The 25,542-nt window shown below is 73.2% G+C and carries 21 protein-coding genes; 7 read left to right on the top strand and 14 right to left on the bottom strand.

Features of this window, described 5'->3' with window-relative positions; all coding sequences use genetic code 11:
* Nucleotides 1–14 precede the first annotated feature (14 nt).
* The 7 genes from ABD481_RS04295 to ABD481_RS04265 form a co-directional block, all read right to left on the bottom strand.
* Nucleotides 15–1,688, bottom strand: a complete 1,674-nt coding sequence (locus ABD481_RS04295) for an FAD-binding dehydrogenase (RefSeq protein ID WP_344664184.1) — start codon at nt 1,686–1,688, stop codon at nt 15–17.
* Between the two features lie 10 nt (nt 1,689–1,698).
* A complete protein-coding gene (locus ABD481_RS04290) occupies nt 1,699–2,505 on the bottom strand; it encodes a SigB/SigF/SigG family RNA polymerase sigma factor (protein WP_344664183.1) in 807 nt (268 codons plus the stop codon).
* A 2-nt stretch (nt 2,506–2,507) separates the two neighbouring features.
* A complete protein-coding gene (locus ABD481_RS04285) occupies nt 2,508–2,945 on the bottom strand; it encodes an ATP-binding protein (protein ID WP_344664182.1) in 438 nt (145 codons plus the stop codon).
* Between the two features lie 163 nt (nt 2,946–3,108).
* A complete protein-coding gene (locus ABD481_RS04280) occupies nt 3,109–5,640 on the bottom strand; it encodes a SpoIIE family protein phosphatase (RefSeq protein ID WP_344664181.1) in 2,532 nt (843 codons plus the stop codon).
* Nucleotides 5,637–6,458, bottom strand: coding sequence for an ATP-binding protein (locus ABD481_RS04275; RefSeq protein ID WP_344664180.1), 822 nt, complete (start codon nt 6,456–6,458; stop codon nt 5,637–5,639). The genes ABD481_RS04280 and ABD481_RS04275 overlap by 4 nt, the downstream gene beginning before the upstream one ends.
* Nucleotides 6,459–6,717: 259 nt before the next feature.
* Nucleotides 6,718–11,496 carry a HAMP domain-containing protein gene (locus ABD481_RS04270; protein WP_344664179.1) on the bottom strand — a complete coding sequence of 1,593 codons (4,779 nt, stop codon included), beginning with the start codon at nt 11,494–11,496 and terminating at the stop codon, nt 6,718–6,720.
* 168 nt (nt 11,497–11,664) lie between these two features.
* Nucleotides 11,665–12,330 carry a PRC-barrel domain-containing protein gene (locus ABD481_RS04265; protein ID WP_344664178.1) on the bottom strand — a complete coding sequence of 222 codons (666 nt, stop codon included), beginning with the start codon at nt 12,328–12,330 and terminating at the stop codon, nt 11,665–11,667.
* Between the two features lie 125 nt (nt 12,331–12,455).
* Between ABD481_RS04265 and ABD481_RS04260 the strand changes: the two genes are divergently transcribed.
* Both ABD481_RS04260 and ABD481_RS04255 read left to right on the top strand, forming a co-directional pair.
* Nucleotides 12,456–13,979 carry an FAD-dependent oxidoreductase gene (locus tag ABD481_RS04260; RefSeq protein WP_344664177.1) on the top strand — a complete coding sequence of 508 codons (1,524 nt, stop codon included), beginning with the start codon at nt 12,456–12,458 and terminating at the stop codon, nt 13,977–13,979.
* Nucleotides 13,980–14,061: 82 nt separating this feature from the next.
* On the top strand, nt 14,062–15,213 hold the full coding sequence (locus ABD481_RS04255) for a glycosyltransferase (RefSeq protein WP_344664176.1): 1,152 nt from the start codon (nt 14,062–14,064) through the stop codon (nt 15,211–15,213).
* 235 nt (nt 15,214–15,448) lie between these two features.
* Here the strand turns inward: ABD481_RS04255 and ABD481_RS04250 are convergent, their stop codons facing one another.
* The 3 genes from ABD481_RS04250 to ABD481_RS04240 form a co-directional block, all read right to left on the bottom strand.
* Nucleotides 15,449–15,712, bottom strand: coding sequence for a hypothetical protein (locus tag ABD481_RS04250; protein ID WP_344664175.1), 264 nt, complete (start codon nt 15,710–15,712; stop codon nt 15,449–15,451).
* A gap of 35 nt (nt 15,713–15,747) precedes the next feature.
* Complete coding sequence (locus tag ABD481_RS04245) at nt 15,748–16,191, bottom strand: sugar:proton symporter (protein ID WP_344664174.1); 444 nt, start codon at nt 16,189–16,191, stop codon at nt 15,748–15,750.
* Nucleotides 16,192–16,304: 113 nt separating this feature from the next.
* Nucleotides 16,305–17,036 carry a hypothetical protein gene (locus ABD481_RS04240; RefSeq protein ID WP_344664173.1) on the bottom strand — a complete coding sequence of 244 codons (732 nt, stop codon included), beginning with the start codon at nt 17,034–17,036 and terminating at the stop codon, nt 16,305–16,307.
* Nucleotides 17,037–17,199: 163 nt separating this feature from the next.
* On the opposite strand from ABD481_RS04240, the gene ABD481_RS04235 reads away from it, so the two are divergent.
* Entirely contained in the window at nt 17,200–17,640 is a 441-nt protein-coding gene (locus tag ABD481_RS04235; RefSeq protein WP_344664172.1) for a hypothetical protein, read from the top strand.
* Between the two features lie 33 nt (nt 17,641–17,673).
* Here the strand turns inward: ABD481_RS04235 and mscL are convergent, their stop codons facing one another.
* Together mscL and ABD481_RS04225 are read right to left on the bottom strand one after the other, a co-directional pair.
* Nucleotides 17,674–18,141 (bottom strand): large conductance mechanosensitive channel protein MscL, encoded by a 468-nt coding sequence (gene mscL / locus ABD481_RS04230; RefSeq protein WP_344664171.1) that lies wholly within the window; start codon nt 18,139–18,141, stop codon nt 17,674–17,676.
* Nucleotides 18,142–18,255: 114 nt separating this feature from the next.
* Nucleotides 18,256–18,669 (bottom strand): hypothetical protein, encoded by a 414-nt coding sequence (locus tag ABD481_RS04225; protein WP_344664170.1) that lies wholly within the window; start codon nt 18,667–18,669, stop codon nt 18,256–18,258.
* 119 nt (nt 18,670–18,788) lie between these two features.
* Between ABD481_RS04225 and ABD481_RS04220 the strand changes: the two genes are divergently transcribed.
* From ABD481_RS04220 to ABD481_RS04210, 3 genes are all read left to right on the top strand, one after another.
* On the top strand, nt 18,789–19,628 hold the full coding sequence (locus ABD481_RS04220; protein WP_425559111.1) for a patatin-like phospholipase family protein: 840 nt from the start codon (nt 18,789–18,791) through the stop codon (nt 19,626–19,628).
* The gene (locus tag ABD481_RS04215) at nt 19,625–20,677 is read left to right on the top strand and encodes a 1-acyl-sn-glycerol-3-phosphate acyltransferase (RefSeq protein ID WP_344664168.1); all 1,053 of its coding nucleotides are present in this window, start codon (nt 19,625–19,627) and stop codon (nt 20,675–20,677) included. The genes ABD481_RS04220 and ABD481_RS04215 overlap by 4 nt, the downstream gene beginning before the upstream one ends.
* Before the next feature lie 241 nt (nt 20,678–20,918).
* On the top strand, nt 20,919–21,461 hold the full coding sequence (locus ABD481_RS04210; protein WP_344664167.1) for a response regulator transcription factor: 543 nt from the start codon (nt 20,919–20,921) through the stop codon (nt 21,459–21,461).
* A 109-nt stretch (nt 21,462–21,570) separates the two neighbouring features.
* On the opposite strand, the gene ABD481_RS04205 is transcribed toward ABD481_RS04210, so the two are convergent.
* Both ABD481_RS04205 and ABD481_RS04200 read right to left on the bottom strand, forming a co-directional pair.
* Nucleotides 21,571–23,496 carry a PAS domain S-box protein gene (locus tag ABD481_RS04205; RefSeq protein ID WP_344664166.1) on the bottom strand — a complete coding sequence of 642 codons (1,926 nt, stop codon included), beginning with the start codon at nt 23,494–23,496 and terminating at the stop codon, nt 21,571–21,573.
* A 177-nt stretch (nt 23,497–23,673) separates the two neighbouring features.
* Nucleotides 23,674–24,693: a YihY/virulence factor BrkB family protein gene (locus ABD481_RS04200; protein ID WP_344664165.1), complete on the bottom strand. Its 1,020-nt coding sequence runs from the start codon at nt 24,691–24,693 to the stop codon at nt 23,674–23,676.
* Between the two features lie 226 nt (nt 24,694–24,919).
* Here ABD481_RS04200 and ABD481_RS04195 point away from each other — a divergent pair, with 226 nt between their 5' ends.
* Nucleotides 24,920–25,450: an ATP-binding protein gene (locus tag ABD481_RS04195; RefSeq protein WP_344664164.1), complete on the top strand. Its 531-nt coding sequence runs from the start codon at nt 24,920–24,922 to the stop codon at nt 25,448–25,450.
* Nucleotides 25,451–25,542: the final 92 nt, after the last annotated feature.

Here is a 25,542-nt window from a genome sequence, read left to right as displayed (position 1 = left end):
CGGCCAGCCCCCGGTCAGTCCACAGCGCTCCCCGCGGCCCGCCCGGCGGCGCGCCCGGAGAACAGACACCCGCCGAGGAACGTCCCCTCCAGAGCGTTGTATCCGTGCATCCCGCCGCCGCCGAAACCCGCCACCTCCCCCGCCGCGTACAGCCCCGGAATCGGCCGGCCGTCGGCGCCCAGAACCCGCGACTCGAGGTCGGTCTGGATGCCGCCCAGCGTCTTGCGAGTCAGGATATTGAGCTTCACCGCGATCAGCGGCCCCGCTGCGGGGTCCAGGATCCGGTGCGGCGTCGCCGTGCGCCCCAGGCGGTCGCCGAGGTAGCGCCGGGAGTTGCGGATGCCCTGGACCTGCGCGTCCTTGCTGTAGGCGTTGGCCATCTGGAGGTCGCGGGCCTCGATCTGCGGGCGCAGGGTCGCGGCCTCGAGCAGGGCGTCGGGGGCCAGCGTGTTCATCTTCGCGACCAGCTCGTCGAGCCGGTCCGCCACGGCGAAGTCGGCGCCGTGCTCGACGAAGGCGGCGACCGGCGCCGGGGCGCCCTTGCCCAACAGGCGCTCGCGCAGGAAGGCCTTGCGGTCCCCGGCGGTGATGTCCGGGTTCTGCTCCGAGCCGGACAGCGCGAATTCCTTCTCGATGATCTTGCGGGTGAGGACGAACCAGGAATGGTCGAATTTCGCCAGGTCCGGATCGGTCCGGAGGTGCCGCAGCGTGCCGAGAGTGTCGTAGCCGGGTAGGTACGGCGCGGGAAGGCGGCGCCCCAAGGCGTCGAACCACAGCGAGGACGGACCGGGCAGGATCCTGATGCCGTGGCCGGGCCAGACCGGAGCCCAGTTGCGCAGGCCCTCCGTGTAGTGCCACATGCGGTCGCGGTTGACCAGGCGGGAGCCCGCCCGCTCGCTGATTTCGAGCATCCGGCCGTCGACGTAGGCGGGGACGCCGGTGACCATCTCGGCGGGCGGCGTGCCGAGGCGCTCGGGCCAGAAGCGGCGGACCAGGTCGTGGTTGGCACCGATACCGCCGCTGGTCACGATCACGGCCTGCGCGGCGAGTTCGAAGTCGGCGACCTCGGTGCGGTTGGAGGGGGCGCCGCGGGGCGCGTCGTCCGGCGCGAGGACGGCGCCGCGGACGCCGGTGACGACGCCGCCGCTGACGAGCAGTTCGTCGACCCGGTGGCGGTGCAGCACGGTCAGCAGGCCGGAGGCGGCGGCGTTCTGGGCCGAGCGGACGAAGGGCTCGACCACGCCGGTGCCGGTGCCCCAGGTCACGTGGAAGCGGGGCACCGAATTGCCGTGGCCGTCGGCGCGCAGGTCGCCGCGCTCGGCCCAGCCGACGGTCGGGAGGAACTTCAGTCCCAGGCCGGTGAGCCAGGGCCGCTTCTCGCCGGCGGCGAACTCGACGTAGGCGCGCGCCCAGCGCCGCGCCCACAAGTCCTCGTCGTCCGACCGGTCGAACTGCGCGCTGCCGAGCCAGTCGCTCCAGGCCAGGTCCAGCGAGTCGGTCACGCCGAGCCGGCGCTGCTCGGGCGAGTCGACGAAGAACAGGCCCCCGAACGACCACCAGGCCTGGCCGCCCAGGTTGGCGGCGTTCTCCTGGTCGACCAGCACGACTTTGCGGCCGAGCGCGGCCAGCTCGTGCGCGGCGGTGAGCCCGGCCAGTCCGGCCCCGACGATGATGACGTCTGCGTCCACGGAGAAGACGTTACCCGGCTTCGGGATCAACGCCCGCCCGCAGCCGGGTGATGATCTGCGTCAGCAGGCGGGAGATCTGCATCTGGGAGACGCCCAACTCGGCGCCGATCTCGGCCTGCGACATGCCGCGGAAGAAGCGCATCAGCAGGATGCGCTTCTCGCGTTCGGACAGGGCCGCGAGCAAGGGCTTGAGGCTCTCGCGGTCGACCACCATGGTGAACCCCGGATCGTCGGCGCCGAGGAGTTCGCCGAGGGTGACGCCCTCGCCGTCGGGCTGGGCGACCGGGACGTCGAGCGAGGCGGCGCTGTAGACGGCGGCGGCCTCCAGGGCGTCGATGACCTCCTCGGGCGTGGCGCCCAGGTGGGCGGCCAGCTCGGTCAGGGTCGGGTCGCGACCGAGCTTCTGGTTCAGGAGCTCCTCGGCGGGGCGCAGGGCCGCGGACAGCTCCTGGAGCCGGCGGGGGACGTGGACGTCCCAGGTGGTGTCCCGGAAGTGCCGCTTGATCTCGCCGACGATCATCGGCGTGGCGTAGGTGAGGAACGAGGTGCGGTAGGCGGGGTCGTAGTTGTCGACCGCCTTGACCAGGCCGAGATAGGCGACCTGGTCAAGGTCCTCGGAGGTCTCGCCGCGGTGCTGGAAGCGGCCGGCCAGGTATCGCGCGTAGGACATGTACTCGCCGATGACGTGCTCGCGCAGGGCTGCGCGTTCGGGGTCGTCGGGAGCCAGGCCGGCGAGCCTGCGCAGACCGGCCAGGGCCGCGGCGCGCCGGCGGCCGCGGTCCGGTCGGAGGTTCGTCTCCTCGGGCGGGCCGGGCATCGTCAGCACAGCTGCGTGCGGTGGCGCTTCACCAGGTCGACACGCACCATCGCGCCGTCCCGCACCCAGGTCATGGTGTCCACCAACGCGGTCAGCACCTTCCATCCGAAGCCGTCCCGGTCGGGCTGGCGCACGCCGACGGCGGAGCCGAGCACCGTGACTTGCAGCGTGCCCGCGCCGAGGCCGACCCGGCATTCGAGGAAGCCGCTCGGTGGGCCGTCCGGGGGACCGGAGCCGATCAGCAGGTTGCAGGTCTCGCCGACGGCCAGCCGCAGATCGATGATCTCCGCGACGGTGTAGCCGAGGCGGGCGCCGAGCTGGGCCAGGGCCGAGCGCACGACGACGATGTAGTCGCGGTGCGCGGGCACCCGGATCAGGACGGACTCGATCCCGTCCAGGGCGGTTCCGTCCGCAAATAAGGTCTGGGCCTTGTGCGCCATCGTGTCTCTCCCGCGGTCGCCGACCCGGCGGAGAGGGTGGTGGAACGTGCTGGCGAATCCGCCGGGCGTACTGCTGGCCTCCGCTTGACCCGTCGACGGCGGATCAAACGCGCCGGCGCCGGACCGTACCCGGGCCCGGGACGAACCGCCGCCGAGCCGCCGGTCAGTCGAAGCGGACCGCCACGACGCAGACGTCGTCGTCGGTGTCCGAGCGGGCTCCGGACAGGATCCGGTCCAGGTAGCGGTCCAGGTCGGCGTCCGGCTCGCGGGCCTGGCCGAGCAGGTAGGCGGTGGTCTCGTCGTCGCCGACGCGGCGGCGCTCGACCAGGCCGTCGGTGTAGAGCAGCAGCACGTCGCCGCTCTCGACGGCCAGCTCGGTGTCCTCGTAGACGGCCTGCGAGTCGGCGCCGAGCATCGGGCCGACGTGGTCCTCGATCGGGCCGGCCGCGCCGCCGCGGACCCGGATCGGCGCCGGGTGCCCGGCGTTGCCCCAGCGCAGGGTCCGGGTCGCCGGGTCCCACAGCAGGCAGCAGGCGCTGGCGATGGTGAAGTCGGGCATGGCGTCGACGAGCTCGTTGAGCAGGGTCAGCAGGCGGCCCGGGCGGGTCTCGGCCAGGGCCATGCCGCGCAGGCCGTGGTGCAGGTCGGCCATCGCCGAGGCGGCGGGCAGGCCGTGGCCGGCGACGTCGCCGATGGCCAGCAGCAGCTTGGCGTCGCGCAGCGGGAAGACGGAGTACCAGTCGCCGCCGACGCCGGCGGCGGTGCTGGCCGGGCGGTAGCGCGCGGCGATCTCGACCCCGGCGTGCGGGGGCTGGTTGCGGGCCGTGCCGGGGATGATGGCCTGCTGGAGCGCGGAGGCCAGCTGGCGCTCGGTGTCGGCGCGGGAGCGCTGTGCGGCCAGCTGGACCCGGGCCACCTCCAGCGCGGTCTCGCTGCGGCGCCATTCGGTGACGTCCTGGATCACGCCGACGGCCCCCGCGGCGTCCCCGCGGTCCGTGCCGACCGCCTCGCCGGCCAGCCGCACCCGGGTCGGCTCCCCGCCGTAGTGCACGATCCGGAACTCGACCTCGGCGGGCCGCCCCTCGGTGGTCAGGGTCTTGACGAACCGGCGCTCGGCGTCGGCGTCGTCGGGGTGCACGGTGTACGGTGGCCGGCTGATGCTGCTGGGGTCGCCGAGCGCCGGGGCGCCCATGATCCGCAGCGCCTCGGCCGACCAGTGGACCCGGTCCCCGGCGGCGTCCCAGGTCCAGGTGCCGAACCGGCCCAGGCGCTCCAGGGTGGCGTCCACCTCGGCGGCCGGCTCGGGGGCGGCGTGCCCGACCACGAGCACCGCGCCGGGGTCGGCGGCGACCCGCACGGCGGAGACCGCCTCGACGCCGAGGCGGCCGCTCTCGATCCGGTGGCGGCGCGGGGTTCCGGTGCGCGCGACCAGGGACAGGGTCTCCAGCAGGTCGGCGGCGGCCAGCCAGGGCGCGGACACCGTCAGGCTCGGGTCGGTGGAGCCGGGGACCATCAGCGCGGTCGCGGCGCCGTTGCGGGCGACGATGTGGAGCCGGTCGGCGGCGGCCGGGGCGGCCGGGGACAGGCCGGTGACGACGAAGGCGGGCACGTCGAGCAGGTCGACGACGTCCTGCCAGGCGGACTCGCCGAGGGCGGCCGGACCGGTCACGTTTTCGGAGGGTCCTGACACACCCGGCGCGGCGGACCGGCCGGACCGGTGGTCGGACCAGCCTGGTGATCCGGAGGGCCCGGCGGACCTGGACGGCACGGCGGCCAGGATCGCGGCAGCGTGGGGCCCGTCGCCGAGCAGGCGCAGCAGCGCCGGTCCGGCGGCCTGCACCACCGCCTCCACTTCGCGGCGGGAGCGCTCGTCGAGGTCGATCGCGCCCGAGCCGCCGGAGCCGCCCGAACCACTGGAACCGCCGGAACCGCCCGAGCCGCCGCCGGGCGGCCAGGCCACGACGATGACGCCGATCAGCACCCGCCCGGAGCGCAGCGGGACCGCGACCCGGAGACCGTGCGCGCCGGCGGCGCCGGTCTCGCCGATGAACACCGGCCGGTCCTCGTCACCGTCCTCCACCCAGACCGGCTCCCCGGCCCGCACCGCCCGGTTGACCAGGGTGTCCACGGCCGGCGGGATGCGGCGCCAGCGGCGGATCTCGCGGGCCGGGAAGCCGGAGGAGCCGACGATGGCGATGGTGCCGTCGTCGTCGAGCACGCCGATGACCGCAGCGGCGGCCCGGGCGAAGGCCAGGGCCTCGGTGACCAGGCCGCGCGCCAGCTCGTCGCCGTCGGCGGAGCGGTCCAGGCCGGCCACCTCGGGGTGCAGCCGCAGGGCGTCCGCGTCGGGCGCGGCGTCGGCCGCGGTGCCGGAGGCCTCGGCGACGACGTCGGCGGCGATGGCGCGCAGCGGCCGTCCGGAGCGGCGGGCTACCGCCGCGAGCTGCGCGACGGCTTCGGCGGAGCCGCAGCCGGAGCGCGCGATGATGACGCCGGCGGCCTGGTCGACCAGGGCGTCCCAGCGGTGGTCGCGGCGCTCGCGCAGCAGGCGTTCGCGCAGGTGGCCGAACTCGGAGGCGGCGTCGGAGGACGCGGCGTCCGGGCCGTGCTCGACGACGTCGCGGCGCTCGGTCCGCTCCTCGGTCCGCTCCTCGGTCCGCTCAGCGTCCGGGGCGCCCGCACTGCCGTCGCTCACGATGACGCACCCTTCCGCTTCTCCGCGCGCACGCCGCAGGTGCGGTCGCCGGCCTCCCATTCGATCTCGTCGACCAGGGCCTGGAGCAGATGCCAGCCGAAATCCCCGGTGTCCGGCGGGCGTCGGGCCGGCACCGCGGCGGTCATCGCCAGGCCGACCCGGCCGGGGCCGACCAGGAACCGGCTGGTGATCGCGGCGCCGGTCGGCACGGCCGGCCGCTGCGCGAACAGCAGGGCGAAGATCTCGTCGGCGGCCAGCCGCAGGTCCTCCATCTCGCGCCGTTCGAAGCCGGCGCGCACGGCCAGGTGCGCGACCGCCGAGCGGACCATGCCGACCATGTCCTTGTCGAAGGGCAGCTCCAGCACGACCTCGTCGGCCAGCTCGGGCTCGGCCGCGGGCCAGGGCTCCTCCGGCAGGCTCAGCCGGGCCCAGACAGTCTTGCCGGAGCCGTCGGGGCGCACCGAGCAGCCCCAGGCGTCGGCGAGCCGGTCCACGATCGCCAGGCCCAGGCCGCCGCTGGCGGTGCGGCTGCCGGCCGGCACCAGGCGCGGCTCGCGCGGCTCCCCGTCGTCGACCTCGACCAGCACGCCGCCGTCGGCCGGCACCAGCCGCAGCGCGGCCGGCGTGCCGGCGTGCCGCACGGCGTTGGTGACCAGCTCGCTGACCACCAGCCCCAGCGGCTCGCCCCAGTCCGGGACGCCCCACCGCCGGACCGTGCCCGCGGCGAAATCCCTGGCCGCGCGCGGTGCGTCCGCGTCGGGAGCCAGCACCGTCTCCGAGGTCTGGCGGCTTGTCGCCAGCCCACCGCTGCCGCTCACTCGGCCTCCCGACTCGTGCCGGACCGACTACCGGACCCCCATGCTGCCACGGCAGGTGGGGCCGCACATTCGGAAAGCACGAGAAACCTCCCCGGTGAGGGTCGTACGCGTACGCCTTGGAGCCGAACGGGAGGCCGCGGCATGGACGAGTTCACTGTATCGACGAAGCACCGCGCAAGGCCGGGCCCGCGGCGCACAACCTTCGGCGCGCGCCGCGGGCCCGCCTCTGCGCGGCCGGCTCACCCCGGCTCACCCCGGCTCACCCCGGCTTGATCAGGTCCTTGATGAGCAGCAGCAGCAGGTCCACGTCCACCGGCTTGGTGACGTGCTCGTTGGTCCCGGCGGCCAGGCTTTTCTCCCGGTCGCCCTTCATCGCCTTGGCGCTGACCGCGACGATCGGCAGGTCGCGGAAGGGCTCCAGGGCGCGGATGCGGGCCGTGGTGGCGTAGCCGTCCATGCCCGGCATCATGATGTCGACCAGGACCAGGGCGACGTCCTCGTTCTGCTTCAGCAGCTCGATGCCCTCGCGGCCGTTGCCGGCGTAGACGACGGTGAGGCCCTGGAGCTCCAGGGCGCTGGTGAGCGCGAAGACGTTGCGGATGTCGTCGTCGATGACCAGGACCTTCTCGCCGTCGAACCGGGGCAGTTCGCGGCCGGTGCGGCCGCTCTCGCCGGCCGGTCCGGTGGGCCGGGGCCCGCCGGTGAGGACGTGCAGGGTCAGGCGCTCGGCGACCTGCGGGATGGAGTGCGCCACCTCCAGGCGGGCCGGGTCGCGCTCGGCGCGGCGCAGGGAGTCGGCCACGCCGTCGTTGGCGGCCGACTCGTAGAGCATCACCGGGGTGCTGGAGGCGGCCTTGGCGACGGCGTCGAGCAGGGCCCGTACCTGCGGGGCCGGGCAGCCGGCGTCGACGACCACGCAGATCGGGCGGGCCGTGTCCAGGGCCGGGCGCAGGTCGTCGGCGGCGGCCAGGGAGACCACCTCGACCTGGTCCTTGACGCCGGCCAGGCTCTCCAGCGCGGAGGCGGCGGCGTCGGCCAGGACCGTGGTGCCGAGCGGTTCCATGACGACGATGGCGGTGGCGGCGACCGGCAGGCCGTCGTCGTGGTGGGATCCGGCGGCCGGCGGAGCGGAAGCGGACCAGGGCGCGTCCGAGGGCCGCGTGCGGGACGGCCCGTGGGACTGGCCGTGGGACTGGCCGGGGGACTGGCCGGGGGACGGCGCGTGGGACGGCGCCGGAAACTGCCCGTGAGGCTGGGCGTGCGCCGGCACGTGGGCCTGCGGCTGCGCGGGCAGCCCCATCCGGCCGCGCGGGGCGTAGGAGGCCTCGGTCTCGGGCGCCGAGGGCACCGTCGGCAGCAGCAGTGTGAAGGTGCTCCCCCGGCCCGGCGCGCTCTCCACCCGCAGCTCCGCACCGAGCAGGCGGGTCAGCTCGCGGCTGATGGACAGCCCGAGGCCGGTCCCGCCGTACTGGCGGCTGGTGGTGCCGTCGGCCTGCTGGAAGGCCTCGAAGATGAGCTCCAGCTTGTCCTCGGCGATGCCGATGCCGGTGTCGGTGACGGCGAAGGCCACGGCCGGCTCGCCGCGCGAGCCGCTCGCCGCCGACACCCGCAGCCGGACCTCGCCGCTGTCGGTGAACTTCACCGCGTTGGACAGCAGGTTGCGCAGGATCTGCTGGACCCGCTGGTTGTCCGCGGTGACCATGGCCGGGGCGTCGGGGCGGACGTCGACCCGCAGCGCCAGGCCCTGGTCGGCGGCCAGCGGCTCGAAGGTCGCGGCCAGCGCCTCCACCAGGTCGGCGACCGGCCAGGACTCGTTCTGGATCTCCATCCGCCCGGCCTCGATCTTGCTCAGGTCCAGGATGTCGTTGATCAGGCCCAGCAGGTCCGAGCCGGCCGAGTGGATGGTCTGGGCGAAGTCCACCTGCCGGGACGTCAGGTTCTGCTCGGCGTTGTCGGCCAGCAGGCGGGCCAGGATCAGCAGGCTGTTCAGCGGGGTGCGCAGCTCGTGCGACATGTTCGCCATGAACTCGGACTTCACCTTCGAGGCCAGCGCCAGCTGCTGGGCGCGCTCCTCCAGGGTCAGGCGTGCCTGCTCGATCTCGGCGTTCTTGATCTCGATGTCCTTGTTCTGCTTCGCCAGCTGCGCGGCCTTGTCCTCCAGCTCGTTGTTCGACTCCTGGAGGTCCTCCTGCCGGGACTGGAGCTCGCCGGTGAGCCGCTGGGACTCGCGCAACAGCGCGTCGGTGCGGGCGTTGGTGGTGATGGTGTTCACCGCCACGCCGATGGTCTCCTTCAGCGCCTCCAGGAAGTCCCGGTGCACCTGGGTGAACTCGTTCACCGAGGCCAGCTCGATGACGCCGAGGGTCTGCCCCTCGAAGGGCACCGGCAGCACGATGACGTTGGTGGCCCCGGTCTCCCCCAGGCCCGAGCGCACCCGCACGTAGCCGGCCGGCGCGCCGGTCAGCGCGATGGTCTTCTTGCCGACCGCGACCTGGCCGACCAGGCCCTGGCCCGGGGCGAAGACCGGCTCGGAGCCGGGGGCGGCGGCGTAGCCGAAGCCGGCGATCATCCGCAGCCGCACGGCCGCCGCGTCCTCGCCGGTGCCGACCGGGCCGTCGTCGGTCTCGGCCAGGAAGAAGGCCGCGCTGTGCGCGGAGACCAGCGGCGCCAGCTCGTCCAGGATCAGCCCGGCGACGCTGGCCAGGTCGCGGCGGCCCTGGAGCAGGCCGGCGATCCGGGCCAGGTTGGTGTTCAGCCAGTCCTGCTCCTGGTTGGCGCGGGTGGTGGCGCGCAGGTTGCCGATCATCTGGTTGATGTTGTCCTTGAGCTCGGCCACCTCCCCGGAGGCGTCGACGGTGATGGCCCGGGTCAGGTCGCCGGTGGTCACCGCGGTGGCCACCTCGGCGATGGCGCGCACCTGCGTGGTCAGGTTGCCGGCCAGCTGGTTCACCGACTCGGTGAGCCGCTGCCAGGTGCCGGAGACGTCCTCCACCGTGGCCTGGCCGCCCAGCTTGCCCTCGGTGCCGACCTCCCGGGCCACCCGGGTGACCTCGGAGGCGAACGCGGAGAGCCGGTCCACCATGGTGTTCAGGGTGGTCTTGAGCTCCAGGATCTCCCCGCGCGCGTCGACGTCGATCTTCTTGGTCAGGTCGCCGTTGGCCACCGCCGTGGTCACCTGCGCGATGTTGCGGACCTGGCCGGTGAGGTTGTCGGCCATGACGTTGACCCGGTCGGTGAGCTCCTTCCAGGTGCCGGCCACGCCGGGCACCCGGGCCTGACCGCCGAGCATGCCCTCGGTGCCCACCTCGCGGGCCACCCGGGTCACCTCGTCGGCGAACGCCGACAGCGTGTCCACCATGCCGTTGAAGGTCTCGGCCAGCGCCGCGACCTCGCCCTTGGCCTCCACGGTGATCTTCTTGGTCAGATCGCCCTGGGCCACCGCCGTGGCCACCCGCGCGATGCTGCGGACCTGGCCGGTGAGGTTGTTGGCCATGACGTTGACGTTGTCGGTGAGGTCCTTCCAGGTGCCGGAGGCGCCGCGGACCTGCGCCTGCCCGCCCAGGTTGCCCTCGGTGCCGACCTCGCGGGCCACCCGGGTCACCTCGTCGGCGAACCCGGAGAGCTGGTCCACCATCGTGTTGATGGTGGTCTTCAGCTCCAGGATCTCCCCGCGGGCGTCGACGTCGATCTTCTTGGTCAGGTCGCCCTGCGCCACCGCGGTGGTCACCTGGGCGATATTGCGCACCTGGTCGGTGAGGTTGTTGGCCATGCCGTTCACCGAGTCGGTGAGGTCCCGCCAGCTGCCGGCCACGCCGGGGACCTGGGCCACGCCGCCGAGCCGGCCGTCGGTGCCGACCTCGCGGGAGACCCGGATGACCTCGGAGGCGAATCCGGAGAGCTGGTCGACCATGGTGTTCAGGGTGTCCTTGAGCTCCAGGATCTCGCCGCGCACGTCCACGTCGATGGTCTGGGTCAGGTCGCCGGAGGCCACCGCGGTGGCCACCTTGGCGATGCTGCGCACCTGGGCCGTCAGGTTCCCGGCCATCCGGTTCACCGAGTCGGTCAGGTCCTTCCAGGTGCCGGCCACGCCGGGCACCCGGGCCTGGCCGCCCAGGATGCCCTCGCTGCCGACCTCGCGCGCCACCCGGGTGACCTCGTCGGCGAAGCCGGAGAGCTGGTCCACCATGGTGTTCAGGGTGGTCTTCAGCTCCAGCAGCTCGCCGCGGACGTCGACGGTGATCTTGTGGGACAGGTCGCCCTGCGCCACCGCGGTCGCCACCTGGGCGATGTCGCGGACCTGCGCGGTGAGGTTGCCGGCCATCAGGTTCACCGCGTCGGTGAGGTCCTTCCAGGTGCCGGCCGCGCCGGGCACCTGGGCCTGGCCGCCGAGCTGGCCGTCGCTGCCGATCTCGCCGACCACCCGGGTGACCTCGGAGGCGAAGGTGCGCAGCGTCAGGCGCATGGCGTCCAGGGTGCGGCCGAGCTCGGCCAGCTCGCCGCGGCCGTCCACGACGACCTCCTGCGACAGGTCGCCCTCGGCGATGGCGGCCAGCACCCGGCCGGTGTCCAGCAGCGGCCGGGCCAGGTCCTCCAGCAGCGCGTTGACGGCGGCGCGCTGCCGGTCCCAGTCGCCGCCGGCGCCGGAGCCGACGCCCGAGCCGACGCCGGAACCGGTCCCGGAACCGGTCCCGACACCGGAGCCGAAGCCGGCGGCGCCGGGGAAGCCGCCGCCACGGCCGCTTCCGTTCGCGGCCCCGGGACCGCCGACCCCGCCGGTCGGCACCGGCGCCAAACGTTCGCCGATCAGCCCGTCGCGGCCCACCGCCGAGCCCACTCGTTCCAGCTCCGCCAGATAGGCCTGGTTGGCCGCGGCGATGTCGTTGACCAGCGCGCACACCTGCGCCAAATCGTCGTCGCCGCTGACCATCACGCGGCGGCGGAAGTCGCCGTCGCGCATGGCGCGCAGCGCACCGAGGAGCCGTCCGAGACGGGCGTCCGGGACACCCGGCCGCTCGGGCCGGTGCTGGGGGGAGTCCATCAATTCCGCCGTTCCTGCGTCAGGGCGCGCCGGCCACGCCCGATAGTCCCATCCTGTACCGAACCGGCGCCGCCAGGAAGCCGGTCCCCGACACTCGGATCCGCCGGCCGGCCGTCCGGCCGCGCCCCGGCGGCCGCCGATCGGGGGCGTCGGGCCAGGTCCGCGCCGTCACTCCAGGCCCGCCACCGCCACCGGCGGCAGATCCTTGATCTCGTGTTTGGACAGCCGGACCGCGACCTCTTCCTCAGTGATGTCGCCGACCATGCCGATCGGGATCGCGACCAGCTTGCGGCCCCACAGGTGGCCCTCGTCGAGCAGCACGTGGGTGACCGCCTCGTCGGCCGGGTCCACCACCAGGCCGCGGACCCGGCCGATCCGGCCGTCGCGGGCGTGCACCGGCTCGCCGCGGCGCACCCGCACCTCGCCGAGCGGGACCCGGTCCTCCAGCTCGATGGCCGGGGTCAGGAACGGCCCCGGGGCGCCGAACCCCGCCATCGGGCGGGCCGGCCCGAGACCGAAATAGGGCCAGGACACGACCTGGTCGTCGCGGTAGCCGTAGCGGGCCTCGGCGTCGGCGGCGTCGACGAAGTGGGTCCGCACGGCCGGCTCGAAGCGGTCGAACTCCGCGCGGGTGCAGTCCAGCACGATCGCGCCGGCCCGGAACCCGGCGCGCTCCACCGGCACCAGCCGCGACGCGCCGCCGTGCCCGGGCACCACGATCAGATGGGCGAGCCGGTCGGCCACCGGGTCGACCACGACGTACGCCAGCTCGCCGCATTCCCCGTCCGAGCAGCGGACGGCGCTCCCGATCTCGTACCGCTGCGCGGCGGCCATGCTGACGCTCCTTCCGGTCGGCCCGGCCCGTGTGACCGCCCCTCCGGCGGGGTAAATGGTTCCTCTTTGATCGTGCGCGCCCGCGATCGACGTTTCAACTCGCCGAGCGCGGTTACCGGTCGCCCATGAACGAGTCGTTTTGGACCGGCACCAGCGGTACCACCCGGTACCCGGCGCTGGACGTGCGCAGCACGGCCGACGTGGCCGTGATCGGCGGCGGCCTGGCCGGGTTGTGGACCGCTTGGGAGCTGGCCCAGGCGGGTCGGCGCGTCGCGGTGATCGAGGCCGGGCGCGTCGGAGCCGCCTCCACGGGGAACACCACGGGCAAGGCCTCGGCCCTGCAGTCGCTCAATTTCAGCGCCATCGCGCGCGCCGCCGGCCGGCAGGCCGCCCGCCAGTACGGGCAGGCCCAGATGCTGGCCGTGGAGCGGGTCGCCGAGGTCACCGCCGCGCTGGCGGTGGACTGCGATCTGGAGCGGCGGGCGGCGTACGTCTATGTGACGCGCGACCAGGCCCTGCCGGAGCTGCGCGACGAGCTCGCCGCGGCGGTGGCGTCCGGGGTGCCGGCGGTCTTCCGCGAGGAGATCGACCTGCCCTTCCCGGTCGCCGGGGCGCTGCGGCTGGAGGGCCAGATCCAGTTCCATCCGCGCAAGCTGCTGCTGGCGCTGGCGCAGGACCTGGTGCGGCGCGGGTCGGCGGTCTACGAGGACAGCCGGGTGGTGGCGGTCGACGACGGCGAGCCGTGCGTGGTGGTGACCGGCGCCGGGGCGTCGGTGACGGCCGAGCACCTGGTGATCGCCACCGGCTACCCGATCAGCAGCACGCCGGCGCTGCGCCGGGCGCTGCGTCCGCGGCGGGAGCTGGTGCTGGCCGGCCCGGTCCCGGCGGAGCGGGCGCCGGAGGGCATGTACATCACGCTGGAGGACTCGGTGCGCTCGGTGCGCACCGCCCCGCTGGCGCCGGGGCGGCGGCTGCTGATCGTGGCCGGGGAGAAGTTCGAGCCCGGCGCCGGCGGCATCGGCGGGCGCTTCGCCGCCCTGGCCGGCTGGGCCGCCGCGCGGATGGGCCTGGAGGAGGTGACGCACCGCTGGTCGGCGCAGGACTACGAGACCGGGGACCGGGTGCCGCTGATAGGGCGGGCCGCCGGCTCCCCGGAGCAGGCCCACACCTGGATCGCCACCGGCTTCGGCGGCTGGGGCCTGACCAACGCGGTGGTGGCCGGGCGCCTGATCGCGGCCGGGATCGCCGGCGGCGGGCTGCCGGAGTGGGCCGAGGCCTTCTCCCCCGGCCGGCTGGAGGACGCCGGTTCCGACGGCGGCGCCGAGGCCGGCAGCGGCCGCTCGGTGGTGCGGCACCGGATCGAGCCGGACGAGCGGGCCGCGGTGGCCGCGATCCAGCCCGGCGAGGGCGCGGTCGTGGACATCGGCGGCGAGCACTGCGCGGCCTACCGGGACGCGTCGGGGATCCTGCACCTGGTCTCGGCGGTGTGCTCGCACCTGGGCGGCACCGTGGGCTTCAACGACGTGGAGAAGACCTGGGAGTGCCCGTGCCACGGGTCGCGGTTCGCCCCGGACGGGGCGGTGTTGCAGGGGCCCGCGGTGCGGCCGTTGGCGCCGGTGGCGACGCATTTGGGGGTCGCAGCGCACTGAGGGGAGCGTCGCGGTGCTGATACTCCTGTTTAGTCAGTCCGTCCACTGGCTACACGGAACCTTCCCGTAGGAAGGACTAATCATGGCCACTTTCGGCATCCTCAGCACTTATCCTCCGGCTCGGTGCGGACTGGCGACGTTCAGCAAGGCACTGCGGGACCACCTCACCGCCGATCCGGGTTGCGATGTCGGGGTCGTCCAGGTCCTGGACGGAGCGCTGCCCGCGGACGAGCCGGTCCGCGACGAGGTGGTCGCGATGGTCGGCGGCGAGGGCCGCGAGGACACCGCCGCGCTGGCGGCCCTGAACCGGTTCGACGCCGTGATCGTTCAGCACGAATACGGGATCTACGCAGGCCAGGACGGCGAGCAGGTGCTCGACCTGCTGGACGCGGTGCGGCGGCCGGTGATCGTGGTCCTGCACACCGTGCTTGCCGAACCCACCCCGCACCAGCGCGAAGTGCTGGAGCGGCTCATGCACCGGGCGGACCGCGTGGTCGTGCTGTCCCGGACGGCGGGGCACCGGCTGGGCAAGGTCTATGGCGTGTCGGCGCTCGATGTCGAGGTCATTCCGCACGGCGCGCGCGTGGCGCCCCCGCGCCAGCGGGCCTACGGCAGCAAGGTGATCCGCCACGCGAAGCGGCCGACGATCCTCAGCTGGGGCCTGATCGGCCCGGGCAAGGGCATCGAATGGGCCATCGACGCGATCGCCGAGCTGCGCGCGATGGGGGTGGAGGCGCGCTACCTGGTGGTGGGCCGCACCCACCCGAAGGTGCTGGAGCGGCAGGGCGAGGCGTACCGCGACTCGCTGAAGACCCGGGCCCGGGACCGCGGGGTCGACGACCTGGTCGAGTTCGACGCCGAGTACGAGGGCGAGCGCCGGCTGCAGGAGATCGTCGACGCCTCGGACGTCGTGCTGCTGCCCTACGACAGCCGGGAGCAGGTGACCTCCGGCGTGCTCATCGAGGCGGTGGCGGCGCAGCGCCCCATCGTGGCGACGGCCTTCCCGCACGCGGTGGAGCTGCTCGGCGATGGGGCCGGCGCGGTGGTGCCGCACCAGGACCCGGTAGCGATGGCGTGGGCGCTGCGGCGGGTGCTGACGGTGCCAGGGGTGGCGGCGGACATGGCGACGCAGTCCGGCCTGATCGCGCCGACGCTGGCGTGGTCGGCGGTGGCGCAGCGGTACCGGAAGCTGGGTGAGGCGCTGGTGGGAACGGCGGCGCGGATGGCCGCCTGAGCGGATGTTCCGCCGCTCAGGCGGAACACCGTGGGGCCCGCGGCCTCGGACCGAGTGATCGGTCCGAGGCCGCGGGCATGACCGGGGCCGGCGCGGATACGGAGGGGTCCGAGCGGCCGGCGAGTCGTCGCGGCACGACACGCCAACGCCAACGCCACTGGGCCGCCGAACAGCTTTTCGGCTGTTCGGCGGCCCAGTGGCCGTCTTCAACGCACTACATCAGTTCGACCGCGCGTCACGCCGCCTTCTTGTTCTTCCGGCGCATCACCAGCGCGCCGAGGAAGGCGAGGACGGACGTCGTCGACGCCACGATCCCGGCGGCCCGTTTCCGGCCGCGCGCCCGGTCTCGTTTCTTGCTTTTCTTGGTGGCGTGGACGAGCCGGTCGCCCGCCTCCGCCGCTTCGTGGCGGACCTCGCCGGCCGCGGTCTCGACCCGGTCCAGCACCCGCTGTCCGGCCGCGCGGACGGCGTGAACGCCGTCGTTGATGCTCTGGTTCATGTCGTTGCCTCCTGTGTAGCCGCTGCGCCGGACCGTCACTCGTCGATGATCACGGGCCGCCCGCGTCCGAAGCCGCTCAGGCCGGCCGCGACGCACAGGACCGAGCCGGCGAGCGCGAACCACAGACCGGTCTGCAGGCTGTGGTCGGACGAGCTCTGGACCTGGATGATGAACAAGATCGAGCCGACGATGCCGACCGCGCCGGCGAAGCGCAGCAGCCAGCCGCTGGCGTCGGCCAGGCCGAGCACGGCGAGCAGGCCGACCAGGATCGACGCGCCGCCGATCGACTTCACGATGTTGTCGGTGCCGCCGAACGTGTCCTGATAGACCGCGTGCCAGGACACGTGGGTGCCCTGGGTGTCGCGGGTCCAGTCCAGGAACGCGCCGACGACCAGGCCCGCGGCACCCAGGCCCGCGAGCAGGATCCGGGACGTGACGCCGGTCGAGCCGACCCGCGACGTCGTGTGATGCATCACCATGTGCTGTTCACCTCCCTGCGGCGCCCTTCGAACCCTGACAGGGTTCCCGCTGATGCGAGGGGCCGCTCATCTCGGTTGTCCGGTTTGCTGGGGTCGAAACGGGGGGCCGACGTTTATTCGCCGGAGTCCACCCCCTCGACGTCGACCGGCGGCAGATCCTTGATCTCGTCCTTGCTCAGCCGCACGGCCACGCCGTCCTCGTCGATGCCGGAGACGTCGCGGATCGGGATGGCCACCCGCTTGCGCCCCCACAGGTGGCCCTCGTCCAGCAGCACGTGCGTCACGGCGCTGTCCGGAGAGACCACCACCAGGCCCTGCACGCGGCCGATCTCGCCGTCGGTGGCGTGCACGCGCTCCCCGCGCCGGACACCGACCTCGCCGACCGGGATCCGCTCCACGACGGTCGTCGCCGGCTGGGGGTCCGCGCCGGGCGCGGCGCCGGCGACGGCCGGCGTCAGCGCCAGCCCGAAGAAGGGCCACTCCAGCACCCGCTCACGCCCGGGCAGCGGCGTCGCCGCACCGGGCAGGAACCGCGTCTGCACCGCGGCCTCGAACTCTTCGAACCGGGCGCGAGTGCAGTTCAGGTCGATGGTGCCACCATCGGGTCCGGGCACCGCGATGTGCACGGGGACCAGGCGCGACGCGGCACCGGGCTCGTCGGGCCGGACCACCAGGTGCGTGATCCGCCCGACGACGGGATCGACGACGATGAAGTCGACAACGCCGCACTCGACGGTCTGCGCCAGACCGAGATTGTTGTCGACCTCTGCGACGTCCGCACTGGCCGAGTCGTCAGCGGCGCAGCGAACCCGGGTGCCTATTACGTATTCGAGGGTGTCCTGCATGGCGGATTCCTCTCGGCGTTGTTTGTAGACACCTCGTATAGCCAGCACGGCACAGAGCAAACCACTGAGCGACGTGGCTCGAAAATCAGGCGTTAGACAGCCGCGCGCCTGGGTACCCGGCTGCCACCGGAGCCAGGGACCAGGAGCAGAAGCAGGAGCAACCATGGGACCGTGGAGAATCAGAAGAAGGCGAGCCGCCTACTCCCGGCTGGTCGCGCAGATATCCGAGCACGAAGTCGTCGCGGCGGCCGAGGAGATCGTCGGCGGCGCGTGGATGGAAGGCTTGCGCGACGCCGAGAACCAGGCCGAAACCGCCAAACGCGTCTGCACCGACATACGCGACACCGCATATGAGGCCTACTGCTCAGCCAAATCAGGCCAGGACCCCGACCGCCTCTCCGAGAGCTACCAGGAACTGGCAGCCACCCAGCAGGCCTTGGGCCGCGTCCGCGACCGCCATGACAGCCTCCGCCGCTTCGCCGACCGGGAACGCATCGCGTGGGCCGAAGCCGCCAAGACGCGCGCGCAGGAGATTCTCACCGACCAGGAGCTGCTCTCAGCAGCGGCGTATGAGCGGGAGAGTCGGACGCGAAACGCTAGATGAGCGAAACCCTTTGCAGGACCCCGGGCGCGGTGATCACCGCGCCCTAACTATGTCCTTGTCGTCCTTGTCCTTGTCTTCGAACTCGTCGTGCAGAATCGCTGTACAGAACGCACACCGCCTCGCGCCCACAGGTATCGAGCTCAGGCACTCCGGGCAGTCCCGCTTCGGCGTCGGCGGCAAGTCCGGCTCGCCCTGGAAGCGGGTCAGGAGGCGGTTGGCCGGCTCGACGACAAAGTAGTACAGAGCCATGGCCGTGAGTATGAACGCTATAAGATTGTTGATGAAGGCGCCGTAGGGGAAATCCGTGCCCGCGACGCGCACAGTGCGCGCGCTGAAGTCACCGACATTACCGGTCGCCAGACCGATCAGGGGTGTCAGGAACGCCTTCACGAAGGCGTTCACCACTCCGGTGAAGGCCGCGCCGATGACGATGCCCACTGCCAGGTCGACGACGTTGCCACGGAGGACGAACTGGCGGAAGCCCTTCCCTTTCGCTGCCATGAGCGTGTGTTCTCCTTGTGTTTCGGGGCGTTTCGGGGTGTTTCGGGCGCGTGGAGGCCCGCCGACTCAGGGGTTGTCGGCGGGCCGGGTGCCTGTTAACCGCGAGCCCGGAGGCTAAACGGCCTCTCGGCTGTCTCGTGCGCCACTGAGGGCCCCGGCCCCGGTGAGGTCGTTGACGATGGCCTCGTACCGGAGCAGCTCCTGCCGCAGCTCCTCCGGGCTCGCCGAGTCGACGTTGTCAGGCATGGCGGGCACGCGCACGGAGTCGATCCCCCGCGAGTTCAGGACGGAGGCCACGGCGTTGTGGGCCACGTCCAGGGCGACCTTCGGATTCTGCGGGAACATGCCCGCGGCGTGCTTCCACGACTCCTCGATGTACCGACGGTCGTCAGACGTGAGGCGCTGGCGGTAGTCGGTGACTTGCGGGCCGTTGGCTGCCGATCTCTGCATCCGCTGGGCCTTCACCGCGCCGCCGATGAGCAGCACGGCCAGGGCCAGCACGAAGATCACCATAATGGCGGTCATCATATGCCGTACCTCCTTCTGATCCGCCTCCTGATACCTGGGCCTCCGGAGTTCAAACAGCGCCCGCGGACAGCATCACGAGCCTGCATGATCCGCACGCCGCCGGGTACGCGGGCCCGACTATGACCGGACCTGTGGTTTTCGTACTCGGCGGCGGCGGGCCGCTCGGCGCCTACGAAGTGGGCATGCTCAAGGCGCTGATGGAGCGGGGCATCCAGCCCGACCTGGTGCTCGGATCGTCCGTGGGCGCGCTGAACGGCGCCGTCGTCGCGGCCGACCCGCGCCCGGCGGCGGTGCACCGCCTGGAACAGCTGTGGGTGTCGCTGCGCGAGCGCGGCGTCTTCAAGGACACCCTGTTCGCGCAGATGGGAACCGCGCTGCGCAGCCGGACGCACCTGTTCTCCAACGCCGCGCTGCGCGGGCTGCTGGAACGGGAGTTCGGCGACCGGCGCATCGAGGACCTGGCGGTGCCCTTCGAATGCGTCGCGGCCTCGATCGAGCGCGCCACGGAGCACTGGTTCTGCTCCGGATCCCTGGTCGAGGCGGTCCTGGCGTCCTCGGCGGTGCCCGGGCTGCTGCCTCCGGTGCCGATCGGCGGGGAGCACTTCCTGGACGGCGGGCTGGTGGACAGCGTGCCGGTCGACCGCGCGCTGACCTCCGGCGCCGGAACCGTCTACGTGCTGCACGTCGGCCGGATCGACCAGCCGTTGAAGCCGCCGCGGACGCCGCGCGAGGTCGCCGTGGTCGCGTTCGAGATCGCCCGGCGGCACCGGTTCGTGCACGCCCTGAACAACCCGGTGCCGGGCGTCGAGATCCACGTGCTGCCCACCGGCGCGCAGGGCTCGGCGGCCGATCCGCGACTGCGGTACGGACGACGCGGGCTGGGCCTGGTCCAGGAGCGGATCGAGCGGGCGTATCAGGCTTCTTCGGTCTATCTGGAGAAGCAGGGGCACGCGCGGTGAGCCACGACGAGGGCGACAGCGGGCCTGAAAGCCGGATGCGGGCCGCCGGACGGCGGCTGCTGGGAATCTGCTTACTGATCTTCGTGTCGGCGATCGTGGTCCCGGTCGCGGTCGTGGCCGGCCTGTACACCGTTCTCACAACCCCGCTGAGACTCCGCGTCGGACGCTATCGGCGCGTCCTCGCAGTCGCCGTGATCTACGCGGCGCTGGAGATCACCGGGCTGGCGGTGGCGGCATGGCGCTGGATCCGGTTCCACGTCGACCACGACGCGGTCCGGGACCGGGACGAGCGCCGCCGGTCGCTGACCACGGCGCTGAACGGCCTGCGCCGGGCGGCACGCCGCTACGGCGGACTCGACGTGCTGCTCGTGGCACCGTCGTCCGACCAGCGATCGGCGCCGCCGGAGATGCCTCCGGGCCCGCTCATCGTGTGCGGACGGCACGGCGGCGTCGGCGGGGCCTTCCTGCTGGCGCACCTCCTGCTGGCCGAGTACGGGCGGCTCCCCCGCGTCGTGTTGAAGGACACCCTGGCTTGGGACCCGCTGATCGACGCGCTGCTGAGCCGGATCCCGCACGCCTTCATCGACCCCCAGCCGGGCGACCACGGCGCGACCGCCGCCCGGGTCGGCGAACTCGCGCAGGGCATGGCTGCGGACGACGCGCTGCTGATCTTTCCCGAGGGCGGCAACTTCACGCCGAGGCGGCGCCTGCGCGCGATCCGGCGTCTGCGCCGGCGCGGCCTCGGCGCGGCGGCGGCGCGCGCCGAGCAGTTGCACAACGTCATGCCTCCGCATCCGGACGGCGTCTTCGCCGCGATCGAGTCCTCGCCGCGCGCCGCGGTGGTGTTCGTCGCCCACACCGGTCTGGACCATCTGCAGTCCGCCTCCGATGTGTGGCGTGCGCTGCCGTTGCGCGAACCGGTGGTCTATACGTGGTGGGCCGTGCCCGCCACCGAGATACCGCAGCAGCCTGAGACCCGGATGGGCTGGTTGGAGGACAACTGGGCGCGGATCGACGGGTGGGTGGCGCGGAATCAGGTCGCTTTGTGAGCGGTGGGAATCCGCCATCCGCGAGCCGCTCTCGCAATCCGCGCGCATGATCTCCGGCGGCCCGGACAAGAGGCGCGCGCCGCACGCCCCTGAATCTGGAGGTTCCTCGATGACGGTCATCGATTCCCCCCGTACCGTTCCGACCCGCGCTGTTCCGTCCCGTACAGCTCCGTCGCGCGCAGTTCCGTCGCGCACGGCTCCTTCGCCTAGCGCTCCGCCGCGCACGGTTCCGCCGCGCGTCGTGGTGCGCGGTCCGGCGCGGTCCGGGGCCCCGGCGCCGCGGACCGGCCTGGTGCGGCTGAAGGTGAGCGCCGACGACACCAAGCGGCGCGACCTGAGCGTGCGGGAGTTGGAGGTGCTGACGCTGATCGCCGGCGGCAGCACCAAGTACGAGATCTCCCGCCGCCTGGGGATAACGCCGCGCACCGTGGCCAGCCATATGTCGCGCATCTACCGGGCGCTCGGCGCCCGCAACGCCGCGCACGCGGTGGCGCTGGCCCACGGCTCGGGGATCATCACGGCGCGTCGGCAGCCGCCCGGGCCGATGGTGTCGCGGCGGGAACGGGAAGTGCTGGCGGGATTGGCGCACGGGCTCACCTCGGCGCAGGTGGCCTGGTGCCTGTCGTTGTCGAGCGAGACGGTCAAGACGCACTTGCAGCGGATCTACCGCAAGCTGGAGGTCACCTGCCGGGCGAACGCCGTCGACGCCGCGATCAGCCGGCGGCTGCTGGCGATCGTGGTCGACACCAGCGCGCCCGGCTCGGGGACTCGGAGCCCGAGGTAGCAGTAGCGGCCCTGCGGCCCGGTGGCCCTGCGGCCCGGTAGCGGCCCAGCGGCCCGGTAGCGGCCCGATGGCGGCCCGGAGCGGCCCAGGGACAGCCCGCCAGCAGTCCTCACACCCGCTCGGGCACCACGGTGAACCACACCGTCTTCCCGCCGCCGGTCGGCCTCGTCCCCCACGCCTGCGCCAGCGCCTCGACCAGCATCAGCCCGCGCCCGGACTCGTCGCCGACCCCGGCGGTACGGGCCCGGGGCTCGCGCGAGCTGTGGTCGGTGACCTCGACGGTCAGCCGGTCGTGGAAGCACAGCAGCCGCAGCGTCACGGACCCGGCGCCGCGGCCGTGCCGGACCGCGTTGGTCATCAGCTCGGAGGTCAGCAGTTCGATGGTGTCGCGGGTGTCGGTGTCCGGGCACTCCCAGGTGTCGACGGTCTCCACCGCGAACTGGCGGCCCACGGCGACGCTGCGGTGCTTGCACGGCAGGTCCACCGCCGCGGTCTCGGTCGGGGTCTCCGGCATCCGGATCAGGACCAGCGTCACGTCGTCGCACCAGTCGCCGTCGGCGGTGACGGTGTCGACCACCGACTTCACCGTCAGGTCCAGGCTGTGGCCGCAGGCCGCGGACGCGCACAGCGCGGCGGCCAGGGCGTCGATGCGGTCGTCGATGTCGCTGCGCGGCGTCTCGACCAGGCCGTCGGTGTAGAAGGCGAGCATGGCGCCGGAGGGGATGGAGAAGCGCGCCTCGCGGTAGACCGAGCCGCCGACGCCGAGCGGGACCGAGGTCGGGACCGGCAGCCGGTAGACGCCGCGGCCGCCCTCGGTGACCACCAGGGTCGGCAGGTGGCCGGCCGAGCAGCCGGTGACCTTGCCCTGGTCGGCGTCGATCACCAGGTAGGAGCAGGTGACGAGCTGGTCGGGCAGTTCGGCGACGATGGTGTCCAGGATCTGCATCAGCCGGTCCGGGGAGGCGCCGGCCCGGGCCAGGGCGTTGGCGGCCGAGCGCAGCTGCCCCATCACCGCGGCGGCCTCCAGGCCCCGGCCCATGACGTCGCCGATCAGCACCCCGATCCGGCCGTCGGGCAGCGGCACCAGGTCGAACCAGTCCCCGCCGACGCCGGCGCCGGCCGTGGCCGGGAGGTAGCAGTGCGCGGACTGCAGGCCGGGGATGCGCGCCGGGGTGCCCATCAGCGCGTGCTGGAGCGTCAGGGCGATGTGTTGCTGCTGCTGGTAAAGGGCGGTCAGCTCGCGCTGGGCGCGGGACAGCTCACTGATGTCGCGGGCGATGGCCGCGGCGCCGACCACCTCGCCGGCGGCGTCGCGCAGCGGGGACAGGGTGACGTCGACGTCGACCGGCCGGCCGCCCTTGGCCACCCGCAGGGTCTCCACGTGCTCGACCTGCTCGCCGGAGGCCAGGCGGTGGATCAGGCGCGAGTATTCGTCGTAGCGCTCCGGCGGCATGAGCATCGCCATGGTCCGGCCGACCGCTTCGGACTCCTGATAGCCGTAGAGCCGCTCGGCGCCCATGTTCCAGAACGTTATCCGGCCGTCCAGGGTCTTGGTGATGATGGCGTCCTGGCTGGAGGAGACGATGGCCGCCAGGTCCCGGATCTTCTTGTCGGCCGCCATCCGCTCGGTGACGTCGCGGACCGCCGCGGAGAACAGCGGCCCGTCGTCCTCCTGGAGCGGGCTCAGGGAGATCTCGACCGGGAACTCCGAGCCGTCCTTGCGCAGGCCGAACAGCTCCAGCCCGGCGCCCATCGGCCGCACCTGCGGGTGCGAGCTGTAGCCCTCACGGTGCGACTGGTGGGGTGCCCGGAACCGCGGCGGCACCAGGATCTCGACCGGCTGCCCCAGCAGCTCGCCGCGCGCGTAGCCGAACATGCTCTCGGTCTGCGCGTTGACCAGCAGGATGCGGCCGGTCCGCTCCACGATCACCATCGCGTCCGGCGCCGCCTCCAGCAGGGCGCGGAAGCGTTTCTCGGCGTCGACCAGCTCACTCGCTCCGTCGGCGACCGATAAGTCCTCACCATCGAACGGCATTCGAACCCTCCGGCGGCGTAGACGGCGATCACGCTGACAGGAAGACGGCCCCGCCCCGCCGTCCGCCATTCAACCATTGGCGGTCACGCTGCGTCCGGGGAACGACGCGATCCGTGAGAAACCGTCGCGTCGCCGCAGATCGCGGCGGCGAAGTCGGCGGCGAGGTCGGCGGCGGGATCAGGCCGCCGGCGGCCGGCTCGTCGGCACCGGGTCCGCGTCGACCGGCGGGCGGCTCTCCGGCACGGCTTCCGCCTCGGTCGGCGACCGGTCCTGCGCGGCCATCGCCGCGTCCCAGGCCCGGCGGTCCCCGGCCGTCGCCGGCGGCGGGAACAGGCTGCGCGGCCAGAGCCGGCGGGAGCGGACCACGTCCACCGCGACCGCGTAGAGCGTCACGCGGGCCTGGAGGTAGAGCCAGGCGATCAGGCCGAGCACCAGGCCGAAGGCGCCGTACAGGGCCGAGGCGTGGCGCAGCTGGTGGGTGATGTAGTAGCCGCCGACCGCTTGGAGGATCTGCCAGCCCAGGGCGCCGAGCAGCGCGCCGGTCCACAGCTGGCGGCCGGGCACCTGGCCGGCGATCGCCAGGCGCAGGGCCAGCCAGTAGGTCAGCGTCCCGATCACCAGCGCCAGCAGCAGGGCGCCGACGCGGACGGCGATCCCCAGCGGCGCGCTGCCCGCGCCGGCGGCGAGGTCGGTCACCAGGCTGGTGGCCGCCATGCCGACGCCGACGGTCGCGATGAAGCCGTAGCTGCGCAGCCACGACCAGGGGAAGCCGGGGCGGCGGTTGTAGGGGACGGTCCACAGCCGGTTCAGGACGTTCTGGGCGGCGTCGGCCAGCCCGCGCGCGCCGAGCACCGAGCCGATCAGGCCGACCACGAGGCCGGCCGGGCCCCGGCCGACGGCGTGGATGTCGCCGCGCAGCTCGCCGCCGATCACCGGGAAGTCGGCGAGCGCCGAGTTCAGCACCCACTGCTGGAGCGCCGGGTCGCGGTGCAGGGCGAATCCGAGCACGGTGATCAGGAGCAGCAGCAGGGGGAACAGGGAGACGAAGGCGTAGAAGGTGAGGAGCGCGGCGAGGTTGCCGACCTGGTCGTCGGAGAGCTTGCGCCATACCGCCACCGGAAAGGCCAGCCAGCGGCGGTGCTGCTGGTAGGAGTCGATCCGGTGGGTCAGGGCCTGGATGCGGTTGCCGAGGCTCATGGGCCTCCCCCTCCGGTGCCGGACTGTGCGAACGCTCTCCGCTATGTCCCTCACGTGCGGAGTCAAACCGTCCTGGGTGCGGCGGCGATCGCAGACTTTTGAGATCCGGGGCGGGGATCAACGCTGATCAGCGGTGTTTAGGCGCGGATATCCCGGACATCCCGAAATACCGGACGAGACATGGACGACTGACCAGACGACGCAGATCCCGATCCTGCGAGGGCGCATGACGCAGCAACACCGATCACCCGGACCGATCCCCCACCGCGGGCTGGACCGCCGCGACCACGAGCACCGCGACTCCGAGCGCCGCGGCCAGGCGCGCCGCGACTCCGACCGGCGCCGTCCGCACCAGTCGGCCGGACGTCCGGGCGTCAGCTCCCTGTCCTGGTCGTTCCCCGGCACCGCGGCCGACGTGTCGTGCTCCCGCCGCTGGCTGGCCGCCGCCGCGGTCGAGCTGTGGGGCGAGGGCGAGGACACCGACCGCCTGGTCCTGGCCTACAGCGAGATAGCCACCAACGCCGTGGTGCACGGCGCCGGCCCGGTGTCGGTCGCGGCGCGCATCTGCCCCACCGGCGCCCACTGCGAGATCGCCGACCGCTCCTCGCGCCTGCCCCAGGCCCGCGGCGCCGGCCCGGAGGACCTCGGCGGCCGCGGTCTGGAGATGGTGCGGGCCACGGTGGACCACCTGCGGGTGGCCAGCGACGCGGCGGGGAAGACGGTGTCGTTCGAGGTGGGGCGGCGGGACCAGTCGTGAACTTCCGGGCGACGCGTCCCGGGGCGCGGCGCCCCACCGACGCGTCCCCGGGCGCGGCGCCCGCGGTCGGGCGCCCCCTCGGCACGTTCTGC

The organism is Catenulispora yoronensis, assembly GCF_039531695.1.
In the GTDB taxonomy this organism is placed as follows: domain Bacteria; phylum Actinomycetota; class Actinomycetes; order Streptomycetales; family Catenulisporaceae; genus Catenulispora; species Catenulispora yoronensis.
Note: the sequence above shows the minus strand (reverse complement) of the source record. Positions and strands in the feature narration are given on the sequence as shown.